Genomic DNA, 15771 nt, shown 5'->3' on the forward strand with positions numbered 1-15771 from the left:
AAAAGACTAAGTTCGGCAGCTCTCTGTCCGCGGTGCAGCCACCCCAGTGTTGCGGCTTTACATAGTTGCTGGGTTAGTATCCTTGGTTGGAATGCGGGACAACACCTCGTCGAGGGTGATCCGCTCAGCGTAACTGCGTCCCAACAGGACTACGGTGGCGGACGTCCAGCCGTGCAAGGTGATGGTGCCGTAGCGACTGTTGGGCAGGGCCAGTCCACCGTCCACCACGTTGTACTTCTCGTACAGCTCACCTGTTTGATCGAAGTTACGCAGAATGGTTTGCAACAGTCGTCCCGAGACCTCTTGCGATGCCTCCGTGAGCCCGTACCTGTCCAATCCCCAGCACGCGATGATGTGAAGGGGTGGCCAGCCGGCCGGAAATGTCCACTGCAGGTCCTCGTAAGCCAGGGTGAAGTTCTCCGCATCTGGTAGCGACGCCTCGGTGGTTGCTAGGCCATGCGGTTCTAGGAGGGCGTCCAGACCCTGCGCCATACGATGCGCCTGATCGTCCGTGGCGACGCCGGCCCACAGCGCCCAGTAGCTCGTGGCACCAAGTACGGAAACATGCCGCTCGGACACGAAGTTGTAATCCATGAATTGTCCGCGTTTCTCACTCCAGCAATAACGCCGGATAAGTTCAGCGCGCTGCTCGGCCTGAGCCTCCCACTCGACTGCGCTCTCTTCCTGCCCCAGATCGCGGGCGAAACCTGCCAGCAGCCGGGCATAGACCACCAAGGAGCAGTTGGTCGGCACTGGATTGGTCTGGGTGACATCGCCATCGAACTGGGTAGTCCAATCCAATCCCGTCTCGGCCTCGGCCGCCAGCCGGGGATCCAACGTGGGGTCGCCCAAATCGCGGTTCGTTACCAGACCCGTCGGCGTGCTGTGATGCTCGGCCAGCCAGTATTCGCTGTACTCGCGGACCAGTAGAGGGTAGGCGCGCGCTAGCAGTTCCCGATCGCCGGTCAGGTCAACGTAACGTCGAATGCTGTCGGGGAAGAGCGGAATCTGGGAGCGGGTTTGCAAGGCAACTTCATTGCCGTTGGGCATATAGCCGAAGCGCTCGACCATGTACAAATAGTTTTCAATGGCATTTTTGACGAGCGTGAACTCGCCATGGACCAGCAAGGCGAGATTGGAAAAGTAGGCATCCCAATTGAACATGGTGGTGTACCAGTGCGGTGATGTGGGTGCTGCGCCGGCCGCATAAGGCCAGGGCATGGGGATGGACTCCACTGCCGCGCGGCGCGGATCATTGGCGTCCACCACGTCTGTGGACCACCAGTTGCGGATGACCTGATCCAACTTGGCGAGACCGGAAGTCACAAGCTCACTCTCCCACTTATTTACACGTTTCATTATTGACAGCCCTTCATTCTCATGCAAAAATTATCCTGAAATGAAACGTATCATATTTCGTATCGGGCATCCAGAGTGGCCAACGTTGAGCTAGAGCGGCTTCTCTCCTTGTCAATTTCGTACCAACCTAACGAGTAAGGATGTGACAAAGTGGTCACCAGCAACCCCCGCGTTACCAAATTGATTTCCGTAGCCGTGGCACTTGGCCTCACAACGGCCGTCTTGGCCGGCTGTGGGTCCCCGGGTGGGAGCGAATCAGCCGCAGGACAAGAAGTTGTAATCGGCATGAATCAAGGTCTTATCCCTCAGTTCGAAGACTACATCGCCGCCTACAATGCAACGGAGCCAGCCGCAAAAGTCAGCCTGAAGCCTGTCCCGGACGGACAGGCTGATTACTTACAGCAACTCGTGACCGAGGGGCTGAGTGGGAAGCTGCCGGATATCCTGTTTAACTACGATTCCCTTAACCAGACACTGGATTCCAACGAGCTGCTCTTCGACCTCAAGCCTTGGTTGGAAGAGAAGAAGTCCGGGCTGGACGGCGAAGAATTTGTTCCCGCGTTCTTAGACCAGTACAAGGCCCAGGGGCCCGATGGTCCCATTACCGGAATCCCGGTCAGCGCCGATTCCACCATGTTGTTCTACAACAAGTCCATTTTTGAAAAGTACGGGATCAGCGAGCTGCCCACCGAGGACTGGACCTATGCGGACATGTACCGCGTAGCCGAACAAATTACCAAAGCGTCAGCTGGAGCGACCTGGGGCCTTCGTAGCCCGGGAGCCGCCGGCGGTCTGTTGTTCATTGACTACCCGCTTCTGAAAGCCAACGGCAGCACCATCTACAACCCGGACTCCGGTGAGTTCGAATTTGCCGACGCTAACGGGCTCAAGGCGTGGAAAACCATGCTGGCTCCCTACGTTGAAGGGTGGGGTTCTCCTTACCCCACCTCAAATCAGGACACGAACTACTTCTCGGGTGGTCAGGTTGCCATGTCTGTTGATACCCGGCCCACCATCTCCAAGTACCGCGAAACCATCACCGATGACTGGGATGTTGTGAATCTGCCGACGGTTGACGGCGAGCCCACAGTTGGCGGCGGTTCTTATGCGCTGTCCATCTCGGAAAAGTCAAAGAACAAAGAGAGCGCCTGGGAGTTCATGGCCTGGTTCTACTCCAAGGACGGCGGTATGAAGGAAGCCGAACCCAACGGCGTAATCCCCGCCACCACCAGCGGACTTGATCATGGCACTTGGCTCCAAGACGCCGCCGCCGTACCGACGAACCTTATTCCCGCAACGCAGTACTCAGTGAAGAATGCAGCACTTCAGCCGGCCATCCCCAGCGAAGCGCAGACTGAGGTTGTCCCGGCACTGGAAAAGGCAGCTCAGGAAGTGCTCATGGGAGGTAAGTCCATCGAGGTGGCGTACACCGCCGCCGAAGATGCGCTGAACGCCCTTCTCAAGTAAGACCTCAGGAACTAAGAGATCAGGAGATGTGCGGGCCACCGCCAGAATCACCAGCGGTGGCCCGCGCCCCATCATGAAAATCCGTAGTAGATACAGCAAGCGCGACGCCGGCGCTGCCTGGGTGTTTATGACACCCGCGCTCATCTTGTTCGCCCTCTTCATCCTCATCCCCACCGTGGCCGGAATCGTTCTGAGCTTCTTTGATTGGAACTTCTTCTCAGAACCCAGTTTTGTTGGTCTAGTGAACTACGAACGATTGTTCGCGGACCCAGAGGCATGGCAATCTCTTGGCGTCACGTTGCTCTTTGTGGCATTGGGTGTTGTTCCGACCGTGCTGCTCGGATTCATGCTGGCAGTTTTGCTGAACGCCAACATGCCAGGCATCGGCGTAGCCCGGCTGCTCTACTTCGTCCCGGTGGTGCTCTCGGTTGCTGTTTCCGCCGTCCTCTGGGTTTTCCTCTACGACCCCCGCCAAGGACCTGTGGCCACCGCTCTGCGCACCATTGGTATTGACGCCCCCAACTTCTTGCAAGACCGGGCCACCGCCCTGCCGTCCCTGGTGGTCATGATGATTTGGCTGGCGTTGCCCATCGTCATCATTTTGTACATGTCGGCACTCCAGCGGGTGCCGGATGACATTTACGCCGCCGCAGCCCTTGACGGCGCCGGTCCCTGGCGCACCCTGTGGTCCATGACCTGGCCCAATGTGTTGCCCACAACCTTGATCGTTGCTGTCTTGCAGGTCATCAACTTTGTTTCCAGTTCCCTCGATGTTGCCCTGATCATGACCGATGGCGGACCTCTGGACGCCACGCGTTCCTTGGGGCTGTACGCCTACCAGGAAGCGTTCAAACACCAGAATGTTGGCTACGCGAGCACCCTGTCCTTGCTGCAAATGGTCGTCATTGTTGCGATCGTGGTTCTCGGGCGCCTCGTCACAAATAGGAGTTCCAAGTGAAAATCCAGCGCAAACTTCGGCTCGGACGCTGGACCAGTGTCATCGTTTGTGGCCTCATCATGGCACTTCCGCTCATGTACCTACTCTCGGGTTCACTCATGAGCTTTCAAGATATCGTGCAATACCCGCCGCGGCTTCTGCCCTCTGTTCCACAGTGGGCGAATTTCTCTGCAGCCTTTGAATATCTGACCTTTAGAACAGTCGCCAACACGTTCATCTTTGTGATCGGCGTGCTGACCATTCAGCTGGCCATCTGCCTCCCGGCCGGCTTTGCATTGTCTAAAATCCCGTTCCGGTGGACCGCGATCATGCTGGGACTGTTCATCGTTCCCATGTTCATGCCCACAAATCTGATTCTGATACCCACCTACGTCGTCACGCTCAAGCTGGGCCTGGTTGGCTCTTTCTGGGGACTCATTCTGCCCGTAGCCGGCCAAGCGTCCCTTGGCGTGTTGCTCTTCCGGCAATTCTTTGCTGGGCTGCCGCAAGGCCTCATCGAGGCAGCACGTATTGATGGGGCCAATTGGTTCCAAACCTTCAGCAGGATTGCACTGCCGCTCGCCAAACCCATCATCGCCTCGTACTCCGTAGTCACCTTCCTGACGGCCTGGAATCTGTACATTTGGCCGCTCGTGGCCGCGCCCGGTCCCGAAACCCGGGTCCTCACCCTAGCGCTGGCGCCGCTGGCCGGAAGTCAGTTCTCCTCCATCTCTCCGGCCATTGGCTTCGCCGCGGCCGTGATTGCCATGGTGCCGGTGCTCATTGTCTTCATTGTGTTTCAGAAATGGTTCACCAAGGGCGTTGCCGGATCGGGACTTGAGTAAACACAATGAGTTCAACAAATTCCCCCAGCTCTCTTGACGAGGCGTTACCGGTGCTGGTCATTGCTGCTCCCGTGCGATTTGAACAGCTTGACCCCCTCCTTGGCGAGGGTAAAGTCAGCCCCGCAACTCTCGTTGGCGTGTCGGAACCCCGGCTATCGTGGCGCTACGAAACGCTGGCACCGCATGCCTCGAGCGCCGCAATGCCACACCTCGGGCGCCAAAGTGCTTATGAAATTGAAGTCTGCCGGGCCAACTCTTCGGTGGAAACCGTACGGGTGGACTCGGGTGAGCAGATTCTGGTGTCTTGGCCCTTTGCCCCCTTGAACTCGCGTGAGCGTGTTTCCGTCCGGGTCCGTGGCTATTTTGGTACGGAAAAGACTCCGTGGAGTCCGTCCTCCGTGGTGGAAGCGGGCCTCTTGGTGCAGCAAGACTGGGACGCCCAGTGGATCTCTCCTTCGGCGGGCGCCGCGGTCGACCACGCGGCGCCCGTGTTGGGCACTACCTTCCTTGTAGAGGAGGGGCTTGTAGAGGCGCGTCTGCGCATTAGTGCCCTTGGCATTGTGGTGGCCACCATTAATGGTCTTGCCGTGAGCGGGGACCATTTCGCGCCGGGGTGGACTTCCTACGAGCACCGCCTGCGTTACCAAAGCTACGACGTGGCCGCATTGCTGACACCGGGCGAAAACGAGCTCGCCGCTTTGCTTGGCAACGGCTGGTACCGGGGCCGGGTGGCCTCCTTTGACTTACACCGGGGCGCTCCCTACGGGGATTACTTGGGCCTCCTAGCGCAGCTGGAGATCACCTATGCTGATGGTCGCCGCGTGGACGTCTCCACCGACACGAGCTGGCGCGCGGGAGAATCAAATATTCTGGCCAATGACTTTTACGACGGCCAGTTCACCGACTTGCGCACCTCCACCTTCTTGCCGGTGGCCGAACTGGACGGAAATGTCAGGGAATTGCCGCCACACGCTGCGCTGTTGGTGGCGCCCACGGCCCCGCCCGTCCGGAAAACCCAATGCCTACCTGTGCGGACGCTCACACCGTTGAGTGAGGGTCGGACGCTAATTGATTTCGGCCAAAACCTGGTGGGTTGGGTCCGCTTGTGCGTCACCGGCAAACGGGGAGACCGCGTGGTGGTTCGCCACGCGGAAGTTCTTGAAGACGGAGAGCTATCGCTGCGGCCCTTGCGCTCCGCCCAAGCCACGGACACGTACATTCTGTCCGGCGCTGCCCAGGAGGTGTTGGAGCCACGCTTGGTCTTCCACGGATTCCGCTACATTGAAGTCAGTGGCGCCATGCTTAACCCGGCCGACATTGCAGCGGTGGTCATTAGCAGTGATCTAACGCGCACAGGCTGGTTTGAAACCTCGGATCCGGCCGTCAACGACCTCCACAACAATGTGGTGTGGGGAATGCGTGGCAACTTCCTGGACGTCCCCACGGATTGTCCGCAACGCGATGAACGACTCGGGTGGACCGGCGACATTCAAGTCTTCGCACCCACAGCGTCGGCGCTCTTTGACGTCTCCGGCTTCCTGAGTTCCTGGCTGACAACGCTGGGCGACGATCAATTGTCGGACGGCACAGTTCCGGCCGTCATCCCGCGGGTTTTTCGCACGGAAACCCCTTATGCGGGCTGGGGTGATGCTGCAGTCATTGTGCCGTGGACGCTTTTTGAACGGTACGGTGACCTGGGAATCCTCAGACGCCAGTACGGGAGCATGCAGGGCTGGGTTGAAAAAGTCGGCGCCATTGCCGGCGAGGATTTGTTGTGGACGCAGGGTGAACAGCTGGGCGACTGGCTTGATCCACTGGCCCCCCCGGATGCGCCTGCCGCCGCGCAAGCAGATCCGGGCGTCGTTGCCACCGCCTATTTTGCCAGATCCACGCAGCTACTTGCCTGGGCAGCCGAGGCTTTGGGGTATCGCGACGACGCCCTGCTCTATGAGGAGCGTGCAGCGGGTATTCGGGCCGCATTTGAGCAAAAGTACGTCACTGAGGACGGCATCGTGTTCAGTGACTGCCAGACGGTGTACGCCATGGCCTTGCGCTGGGACTTGATAGCGGATGTGCCGCGGCGTGAACTGGCGGGTCGGCGCCTGGCCGCCTTGGTAGCGCGGCACCAGTACACCGTGGCCACTGGTTTCTTGGGCACGCCACTCATACTGGATGCGCTCTCAGACTCGGGAAATATTGCAGCCGCCTACAAGATGGTTGTGTGCCGTGAGAATCCGTCGTGGCTGTACTCCGTAGACATGGGCGCCACCACCGTTTGGGAGCGCTGGGACGCCATGCTGCCCGACGGAAGCGTCAATCCTGGCGTTATGACATCATTCAACCACTATGCCTTTGGGGCCATTGCGGATTGGATGCACCGTAAGATAGCAGGTCTCACACCCCTGGCACCAGGGTATCGGCACGTTCGTATTGCACCGATCCCCGGCGGCGGTATCACGTCGTCGTCCTTCGAACACGTCAGTCCCTACGGCGGGATAGGCGTCCGCTGGACTTTGCGCGACGGCCTGTTCAAACTCAACGTGCAGCTCCCTGTGGGCGTCACGGCCGAGGTACGCCTCCCCAATGGTGACCAGCACGACGTCGGCCAAGGTGAGTATGAGTTCCTCGCCACGGACCTGACGACGGCGAAAGCGACGGCGGCAACCCTGACCGCCTAGTGGGAGTTTCCTAGCTGATCAGTCCGAGACTCGTGTTATGCCTAGTCATAGACGGTTTTTGATGCTTGAGGGTGTATGATCGAACTTTTCTTGGGTGCCCATTGATTGAGGTTGAAGATCTCCGCAAGGTTGGCGTGGGTCTCGATGTCTTCGGTGAGCATGCGTCGGGCTTTGGGGCGGCCACCGGTGGAGGGGTAGATCATGACTGTTTCGCCAATGCTGGCGAGGCGTTCGAGGAGTTCACGGACGGAGTGGTGTTCGCCGGCATTGGCGGCTTCTCTGCGCATGAGATGGGCGGCTTGCAGGGCCAGGACGCAGGTGAAGGTATGGATGCGGATATTGTGCTCGGTCCAGTGATTCATCGGTGAGAACGAGACAACGTGGGGGTCCTTGAGCTGCCGGAACCCGAACTCGGCATCGGACTGGGAGCGGTAGGCGGCGACGACCTTGGCGATCGGCCAGTCGTTCTGGGTGGTGACGAGAATCCTTTTGCCGAACACCTCGTCTTAGAGTTCCCGGTACGCGGTTTCGTTGATGGTCACGGTGAGGCGATGGGTGGCCGAGGTATCACCTGTCAGCTCGCAGACCAGGACCCGGCGAAGCCAGGAATCGGCGGTGATTGAGCCAATGTGGTCGGTGAGCTGGCTGGTGGTGCGGCGGGTCTTCCCGTGCGCTAAGGTCTCGGCAAGCTCGGCGACCTTTGCTTGGGCCTTGGCCAGGGTTTGGGCGAACCCTGCGACCTACTTTTCATGCAGGGTCGGCGAGTGGGTCAGGATCACCCGCCGCTCGGTGCCGTAAAAAACCCTGCGCGTTCCAGTGGCGCTGAGCCCGCCAGACCGTTCCCTATCGACGATTGTCCGGTCCCTGGCCGGGAGTTTGAGCAGGTTCGCGACTTGGGAGGGCGGGATGGAGCCGACGAAGGCCAGATCGGTGTCGGTGACGCGGGAGAAGTTCGAGGCCGAGTTCTGTCCGGCATCAAAGACCACCGTCACCTCCGGCGATGTGGTGGTCCCTGCCGTTTCGGCGAGTTTGCGGTGCCGGGCCCCGAGCACGTCGATCATGAGTGGGAATTGGGTGACGTCGGGCTTGTTACCCGGGTAGGCGTGGGCGAGTAACGGGATCCCGCCGTCCCGGGTCATCACCAGGCCCAGCCCGATCAGGCGCAGATCGGCGCGTTTCTGCTTGGCCTTCCCACGCTGGGCAATCGGTGCCGCCTCATTGGCTGAATCAATGTAGGTCGCGAAGTTCGTCATATCCAACGCCAGCGCTGAAATATCCAGGTTGAACTCGGCAACCATCGCGACCGCAATGCGTTCCTCAATCATCACCAACTGTTCCAAGGGCACCTTGTGCATCGCGTCCCAGAACCGTCGGTGATCCAGCGCGGAGGCCGGGATCTTGGTGAAACGGCCCGCCGCCGTGGTTTTCCACCAATCGGCGAAGCCCAACTTGGAGGTGGGTGCCACGACCCGGTTCAACGCCGCCAATGTCAGGTAGGTGCCCGTCGAGGTGCCGGCGTCCTTGCGTTGGGGCCCCACCACCGAATCGATGATCCCAGCAACATCCAAACGTTGCAGAACTCCTCAGACCGCGGCACTATCACCGAAGCCCAGGTGTCGGGTCTTCTCCTGGACAGAGACGGATTCCTTTGCGTCGAGCAGCTTTTCAATGTCCTTCGCACCGCCCAGGTACCGTTCGGACACCATCTTCGGCTTCCCGTCGACCCGCGCCATCTCACGCAGGTACCAATACGGGTGTCCGTTGACCATCTTCTTATACAAAGCCATACCATACCGCCTACTTTAGGTCATACATATTCTGGTGAAATGAAAGCCCCGACACGCTGCAACCTACGCGGATTATTTTCTGTCGGGGCCCTCAAAAGGGAAACAAGTCGGAAACTCCCGCTAGGGTTGCCGGCAGTGAAGATAAGGACGCGGGAGAATTATACCCGGCCGAGAAAGAGCTTCGTGTCACCCCTTCGAGGGGAAGCGCGAAGCTCTCTCCGCGACTAGGACAACCTCTACAGGGCAGCCCTCAGGGGAGGGCCACCATTCGAGGTTCGGTGTCATTACCGGGCGGAATTTGCTGGGCCAGCAAGCCTGCCGTCACGGTGGACACAGCCCCGGCGGCCAGAGCCACCGCCATCTGCACTGCGATGCTCCCCGTCTCGTGGGAATCTGAGCCTGATCCTGCGACCAGTGCGGCCAGGCCCACCAGCACTGCGAGACCAATGGACGAGCCGACCTGACCGGCAGTGGTGATCAGCCCGCCCGCGAGGCCGGCGCTTCGGGCCGGGAGCGAGCGCGTGGACGCCGAGGTTAGGGTAACCACGGCAATGCTGGCACCGATGGACTGCAGGATGAGCAACGGAATCAAGGCCGCAAACGGCAGCTGGAAGAACGCTGCGACAGCCAACAAAAGTGAGGCAAACGCGGCCAATAAGGGGGCGCTGGCGCGCAGCGCCCGTTCCCCAAAGCGGCAGATCAGCCTCGGCACCAGTTTCGCTACCACGGCGCTGGCCACCGCCGAGGGCAACAGTGCCAGGGCCGTCACAATAGGGCTGAGACCGGACACCAGCTGGGCGTACAAGGACGTATAAAAACCCGAAGCTGCCAGGCCTGCCATGAGCAGGAAGGCCGCCCCGTTGGTCAAAGTCACACGCGGGGAGCGCATCACCGACAGCGGCAAAATAGGGTACGCACTGCGGCGTTCAACGGCCACGAAGGCTGCCAGCGCCGCAACGGCAACAACCACAGCCCAGCCCCTGATCCTGCCATCCACGGACAGCGTAACGGAAAGCATGATGAAGCCAACGAATACGAGTAGCAGAGCCGCGCCGGGAAAGTCGTAGTGCCTGCGCTTCGGCCGGCCGCCCTCCACTGCTCGGCCCAGAGTGATTCCCTTGGTCATGAGGATCAATGCTGGGGCGAGGAAGACGTTAATAAGGAGCGTCCACCGCCAATCGATAAGCTGGGTCACCGCGCCGCCCAAGAGCGCGCCCAACGTTCCTCCAATGGTGGCGGTCACGGCCCACGTGGCAATGGCACGTTCGCGGTCCACGCCCACGGAAGTGGAATTGGTTATCAGGGCTAGGCTGGCCGGGGACAGTAGAGCAGCCGCGAGGCCCTGGAACAATCTAAACAAAATTAGGATTTCAAACGTTGGGGCCAGGCCGGCGCCCAGGCTGGCAACGGCAAAGAGTGCTAGGCCAAGGCGCAAGCAGGCAACAGCGCCGAAGAGATCGGCAATCCGCCCGCCCAGCAGCAACGTCCCCGCCATGGTCAGGGCGTAAGCATTGGCCACCCATGGCAAACTGGCAACCCCAACCCCCAAATCCTGCGCTAGGAGAGGCAGCGCAATCAGGAGTACGGCGCCATCCAAGACCACCACAAGCTGCGTGATGGAGGCGATGATGACGGCCCGCCGTGCATGGCGAGAATCGCTCGCTGCCAAAATGTCCGGACGTAGCGAAGCCAAGTCTCTAGAACGTTCGCGGGGCACTACTCCACCCCACTCGTCCCACAGTGAAGGTGAACGGTTCGGAGCTGCTGGGCAGCTCCACGTAGGGTCCGCGGCCCCAGTCGTGGTTGTCGGACCACTGGATGCCGACCTCGATTGCGGTAACGCTGGCCCGGCCCGGCCAATGGTCCACGTCAATGGCTACCCGATTCCACGCGATGGGAAGCGGACGGGCTTCGGCGCAGATAAAGGTGCCGTTAGTGGACGTCAATCGGAGCAGGGGTCGTAACGCGCGCCCGGCCAGACCCGGACCGTCGACGTCGAAATGCGCGAAGACAAAGCGGGCCGCACTCAGGTCCAGGGGCGCACTCTGATCCATGGTGATCCAGCGTGCTACGTCGGGGTGAAAGCGGGGAATGGTGATTTCCAAGGTGGGGGCGGCGATGGGTTCGTGGTAGACCGGTGCGCAAATCACGTCGGTGTCAAGGGTGCGCAGAAGCAGGGCCTCGGCCGTGACCTCGCCAGCAGGTGCGCGCTCAGCCGTCGGACTTTCCTGCCAAGAACTTTCGACACCGTCCGAGAGCCATCGTCCGCCTGGAGGTGCGGCGGGGACGTCCCTTGGCGCTGCCTTGCTGCGCTCAGGCATGACGACGTCGGTACGCTCAAAAGTGTGCGTCCCGGAACCAAACTCTAGAGTTTCGCCGTTGGGAACATGCAACTCACACATGCTGCCTACGGGGACGGTGAGCGTGCAGCGGAAGGTGCGATCAGCTGCCGTGTAGGACCAGGCGGCTGCGATACATCCGCGGACGGTGTCGCGTTCGAAGCTAGCCTCGGTGACCAGGTCGGCGAGGCGAGGCGCAATGGCGAACCGTCTGAAACCGGGTTCCAGCGCCCTGAGCCCCGCCACATGGGACCAGGCCCATGCTGCGAAGGGGGCGCCGAGAGCCACGTGATCCAGTGAGGCCACACCCACGTTTTGATTGTCGATCCACCACGTTTCCCAGAACGTTCCCGGTCCGTCCACGAGCATTGAGCCAATACCTGGCTGTTCATCCTGCAGCACTGCATCAAGGAGAGCGGTACCTCCGTCGGCGGCGGCCAAGGTGCGCACCACGGCCTGCGTGCCGGAGAAGCCGCTTGCCAGCCGGTTGCCGCGGGTAGCGACGTCACGCTGGATGCGATCGGCCAGAAATACGTGATCCGCGGCAGGGGCAAGTCCGCTGCTGACGGCCAAGGCCGACGAAGCTTGTGAATCGTTTGCCCACTGACCGTTGGAGGGATCACGCATAAAATTCCGGGCCGCAGCGATGACAGAGGCCGCTTGTTCGCGCCGGCGGGCCTCCTCGGTATACATACCCAGCGCTCCCTCAAGGTCCGCCAACTGTCGCAGCGAGGTGGCAACGGCGGCCGTCTGCAAAAGCACTGGCGGTGTCTGCTCGAAGGCCAACCAGTCGGCGCCGTAGCTAATGTCGGAGTGCCGAACCACACCGTCTTCAAGCGTGCCTACCTGCCAATCCGCCCAGGTGCGCATGGCCGGAAGGATCTCAATGATGGTTGAAAGATTGCCGGTGGCCCACCACAGCTGCCAGGGGATCTCCACCAAAGCAGCTCCCCATACGGGATCGCCCGGCTGTACCAGCTTCTCGCCGAGCAGATGCGGGGCAACACCACGCACGGCGCCATTGGGCATGGCATCCAGCGCCACATCGACCAGCCAATTTCGGTACATGCCTTCCAGCCCCAAATGAGACAGGGCAGCCTCGGCGGAAATGGCGGCGTCACCGGTCCACCCCGACTGTTCCCTGGTGGGGCAGTCAGAAGGGAAACCCACGGAGTTGTTCAGCTGGCTACGGGCCGCCATGTCCACGAGGGAGTCAATTTGCGCAACGTTCGTGCGGAGCTGCCCGGTACGTTCGACGTCGGAATGGAGGACGCCGGCCGTTACGCTCACCTCGGCGTCGAGGGGGAGCCCCCGGATACCCACATATCGGAAACCGTAGGAGGCAAACCAGGGTGTGATGGTTTCAACGTCGCCAGCAGCGGCCCCAGCACACGTCCATGCCAAAACCTGGCGCTCGCGTTCAACATCATCGGGAAGCCTGATGTTCGTGGTGTCAACGACACCGCGAGTGTTCAATTTCTCGCCATGAATAACTTCTACGCGCACACCCGCAGTGACGCCGCGCACCAAGGCTGCCATGCGGCCTGAAATATTCTCTCCGACGTCATAGACGCGCATGCCATCGACCGTTGGCAGCTCCTGGGCCTTGAGACTACGCACGATCCGAATGGGCGGTCCTGCTTCCGGTGTCACCGTAGTTGCAGACGCTGGTACGGAGCTCGCATCAAGAGCGTCTACATGCGGCAACTGTTCCAGGGAATGGTGCTGGTGCAGCCAATCGTCGGTGCGACGAGCGTCGTGGTCTTCCACGTAGAATGGCTGGTCAGCGACGAGCGAGGTTGGGGCGTGGTGCCACTCATTTGAGGACCCCACGCGGAACACGGTGCCATCCTCCAGATCGACTACCAGCTCCACGAGTACCCGAGGCTGTTCCAGAACAATGCGATAGTGGCCCAACGTGGCGACGATGGACAGTCGATGCGTGGTGTGCTCTGTCAGAGCAGAAGTGACATCGTAGGCCCGCGCAGTGGAACGTTTCAGCGAGGTGTCGCAAAAGTCCCTTGCGTCAGCGTTAATACGGTTCCCATCTAGGGCCGCGACAGCGACACCGTGGCCGGCAAGATGCAGCACGGCCCGGCGAACTTTCTGACCCGGCGGTAGGTGAAAGTCCGTGCAGGCGGCGTGGGTGGTGGGGAACGTGATCCAGTCAGCCGCCCAGGCTTCGGCCTGGAGCGGGCCCGTCTCCACCACGACGGGTTCGCTCCAGAGAGACAGCTGTCCGTGCTCATCGGTGACCCGCACCGAAAGGCGTACCCGTTCGAAAGATTGCAAGGGCCTGCCACCCCAAGGAATGTCGGAGTTGCTGGTGGAAGAGATGATGCCGGAGCTCCACACATCACCGTGCACACGAGGGTCAGAGTCGCGGGAGACGTTAATTTGATAAGCCGCTTGTTCCTGGCCGGGCCTCACGAGCGGGACAACCCAGGATATTCGGGGATGCGGTGTGGTGGCCAGCGGCAGTGCAATACCCGGGATGTCGACAGTGGCAAAACGGTCGTCGATCCGAAGTTTGGTGGGTGCCGGCGAGATTGTGTCAGCGTAAGCAAGGGGGGAAATTTTTTTGGCTTCCGACGGCATCGGTAAAACCTTTCATGGCAGCTGTGGAACGTTTCATATTTTTTGCTATTCTAGTCGTAGCAGGCACACAAAAGCACTAGCTGTGGCATCACAGTTTCCCGTTGAACCGTATGAACACTTTTCTGGCCCGTTTAGGTACTGGCAAGTACAATGTCGAGAAACGTGACAGCTGGGGATCACTATCGAAGGTTGAGATGAAGAACGGTAAAATTGGAATTCGCGACGTCGCGGCCCATGCGGGGGTGTCGGTTGGCACCGTCTCCAACGTTCTTAACCATCCTGACGGGGTGACGAAACGCAACTTGTCTAACGTCTTGCAGTCCATGGAAGAGTTGGGCTTCGTTCGCAACGACCTCGCCCGCCAACTCCGGATGGGGGGTGGCACCACCATAGGGCTGGTGGTGCTCAATATTTCCAACCCTTTTTTCTCCGATCTGGCCCACGCCCTAGAAGAAGAAGCTGAACGGAGCGGGCACACCGTCATCATCGGCTCGAGCGACCAAAACCCGGAACGCGAAGGCCGGTACATTGACCTCTTTGAAGAACAACGCGTCCGGGGCATGCTCATCGCGCCGCTCGAGGGCGAGACCGCGCGGCTGACGCGGCTGAGCTCCCGAGGCATGCCTGTGGTCCTGTTTGACAGCTCAGCAGATCCGAAGCACTTCTGCTCTGTCACCCTTGACGGAGCGGCCGGTGGTCACATGGCCATGGCGCACTTGATAGCGACGGGGCGCCGTCGTGTAGTTTTTGCCGGTGGACCAATATCCCAGGTTGCCGAACGTCTCACCGGAGTGAGCCGTGCGGCCCAGGAAAATGATGGAGTCTCACTTTCCTTGATGGAGACTCGCGACCTGACGGTGGCCGAAGGGCGTGCGGTCGGAGACAAGATTGCGGCTCTGCCAGCAGACTCCAGACCCGACGCCGTTTTCGCAGCCAATGACTTGTTGGCGGTGGGTATTTTGCAGTCGCTCATCATGGCTCCGGATATTCGGGTTCCAGAAGACATTGCCTTAATTGGCTATGACGACATTGATTTTGCCGAATCGACTATGGTGCCCTTATCCACTATTCGGCAGCCACTGGAACTCATTGCACGAGAAGCATTGCGACTGTTGCAGGAGGAGTCCGATCCCGCGTCGGGCCACGTGCACGCCCGTCATCAGTTCCTGCCAGAACTGGTCGTGCGCGAAAGCACCAGACCGCAGGGGTAGGCCTTCCTCATCGCCATGTCCCCTGTGCTCTATGCCAAACGAATGAAGGGGTACCTCATATCAAAATGTGCGGCTGAAGTGTTCGCCCTTCGATCATTCGTAGAAGTCGATTGAATAGAGCTTGGTGCTTTATGGGTCGTGTGGGTTTACCCGAAGACCTTGCTAAGAATGGCAAGGAAGATCAGACAGTTTGGAACCAGGTATTCGATTACGCGGGCTGGCGCGAAGTGGCTTTCGGAAGGACGATCTGAACAGTCGGTTGAAGCGATCGACACACTCCACAGAAGATCCATCGCGGGAACCCTTGAACCAGGCGCGGCCGCAGTTACTGCCCTGGCCGACAGGTGTCGCAGCCCGGGCCAGGTCGCCTGGGACGTCAAAGTTCCCCGCCTGACCATCGATGAGGTGCGCCAACGCGTGCTTTCGCTCTTGGGGTGTGTCAACGTCGTCAAACCAGGTGACGAAGACATCGATGAAGCGGTGCGGCGCTGGGCATCATCTGGCCAGTGCTCGTGGTCGTCACCGGCGGTGTGGTCGGACTTGCTCCCGG

General features: G+C 60.2%; 11 protein-coding genes. 5 read left to right on the forward strand and 6 right to left on the reverse strand.

The features are described from left to right. Nucleotides 1-57: 57 nt before the first annotated feature. The gene (locus art_RS14620; RefSeq protein ID WP_157875279.1) at nt 58-1386 is read right to left on the reverse strand and encodes a trehalase family glycosidase; all 1329 of its coding nucleotides are present in this window, start codon (nt 1384-1386) and stop codon (nt 58-60) included. A gap of 258 nt (nt 1387-1644) precedes the next feature. On the opposite strand from art_RS14620, the gene art_RS14625 reads away from it, so the two are divergent. The 4 genes from art_RS14625 to art_RS14640 are packed head-to-tail and all read left to right on the forward strand — an operon-like array spanning nt 1645 to nt 7286. Then, nucleotides 1645-2826, forward strand: a complete 1182-nt coding sequence (locus tag art_RS14625; RefSeq protein ID WP_157875280.1) for an extracellular solute-binding protein — start codon at nt 1645-1647, stop codon at nt 2824-2826. Between the two features lie 28 nt (nt 2827-2854). After that, nucleotides 2855-3784 (forward strand): carbohydrate ABC transporter permease, encoded by a 930-nt coding sequence (locus art_RS14630; RefSeq protein ID WP_052136596.1) that lies wholly within the window; start codon nt 2855-2857, stop codon nt 3782-3784. Beyond that, a complete protein-coding gene (locus art_RS14635; protein ID WP_038465936.1) occupies nt 3781-4608 on the forward strand; it encodes a carbohydrate ABC transporter permease in 828 nt (275 codons plus the stop codon). The genes art_RS14630 and art_RS14635 overlap by 4 nt, the downstream gene beginning before the upstream one ends. Nucleotides 4609-4613: 5 nt before the next feature. Then, on the forward strand, nt 4614-7286 hold the full coding sequence (locus art_RS14640; RefSeq protein WP_082000323.1) for an alpha-L-rhamnosidase: 2673 nt from the start codon (nt 4614-4616) through the stop codon (nt 7284-7286). Nucleotides 7287-7327: 41 nt separating this feature from the next. On the opposite strand, the gene art_RS22695 is transcribed toward art_RS14640, so the two are convergent. The 5 genes from art_RS22695 to art_RS14655 form a co-directional block, all read right to left on the reverse strand. Next, nucleotides 7328-7786 carry a hypothetical protein gene (locus art_RS22695; RefSeq protein WP_216699541.1) on the reverse strand — a complete coding sequence of 153 codons (459 nt, stop codon included), beginning with the start codon at nt 7784-7786 and terminating at the stop codon, nt 7328-7330. Between the two features lie 240 nt (nt 7787-8026). Next, nucleotides 8027-8854 carry an IS1634 family transposase gene (locus tag art_RS22700; RefSeq protein ID WP_216699542.1) on the reverse strand — a complete coding sequence of 276 codons (828 nt, stop codon included), beginning with the start codon at nt 8852-8854 and terminating at the stop codon, nt 8027-8029. A 15-nt stretch (nt 8855-8869) separates the two neighbouring features. Beyond that, on the reverse strand, nt 8870-9073 hold the full coding sequence (locus art_RS22705; RefSeq protein WP_216699543.1) for a hypothetical protein: 204 nt from the start codon (nt 9071-9073) through the stop codon (nt 8870-8872). A 250-nt stretch (nt 9074-9323) separates the two neighbouring features. Further along, the gene (locus art_RS14650) at nt 9324-10766 is read right to left on the reverse strand and encodes an MFS transporter (protein ID WP_157875281.1); all 1443 of its coding nucleotides are present in this window, start codon (nt 10764-10766) and stop codon (nt 9324-9326) included. A 4-nt stretch (nt 10767-10770) separates the two neighbouring features. Further along, the gene (locus art_RS14655; RefSeq protein ID WP_052136598.1) at nt 10771-14010 is read right to left on the reverse strand and encodes a family 78 glycoside hydrolase catalytic domain; all 3240 of its coding nucleotides are present in this window, start codon (nt 14008-14010) and stop codon (nt 10771-10773) included. Nucleotides 14011-14120: 110 nt separating this feature from the next. On the opposite strand from art_RS14655, the gene art_RS14665 reads away from it, so the two are divergent. Beyond that, complete coding sequence (locus tag art_RS14665; RefSeq protein ID WP_367643786.1) at nt 14121-15221, forward strand: LacI family DNA-binding transcriptional regulator; 1101 nt, start codon at nt 14121-14123, stop codon at nt 15219-15221. The last annotated feature ends 550 nt before the right edge of the window (nt 15222-15771 follow it).

Source organism: Arthrobacter sp. PAMC 25486 (assembly GCF_000785535.1).
Classification (GTDB): Bacteria; Actinomycetota; Actinomycetes; order Actinomycetales; family Micrococcaceae; genus Specibacter.

What these genes read in the sequence shown, in the direction of transcription:
- art_RS14655 (WP_052136598.1), bottom strand. Translation starts at nt 14,010, where the DNA reads ATGCCGTCGGAAGCCAAAAAAATTTCCCCCCTTGCTTACGCTGACACA.
- art_RS14625 (WP_157875280.1), top strand. Translation starts at nt 1,645, where the DNA reads ATGAATCAAGGTCTTATCCCTCAGTTCGAAGACTACATCGCCGCCTAC.
- art_RS14665 (WP_367643786.1), top strand. Translation starts at nt 14,121, where the DNA reads ATGAACACTTTTCTGGCCCGTTTAGGTACTGGCAAGTACAATGTCGAG.
- art_RS22705 (WP_216699543.1), bottom strand. Translation starts at nt 9,073, where the DNA reads ATGGCTTTGTATAAGAAGATGGTCAACGGACACCCGTATTGGTACCTG.
- art_RS14640 (WP_082000323.1), top strand. Translation starts at nt 4,614, where the DNA reads ATGAGTTCAACAAATTCCCCCAGCTCTCTTGACGAGGCGTTACCGGTG.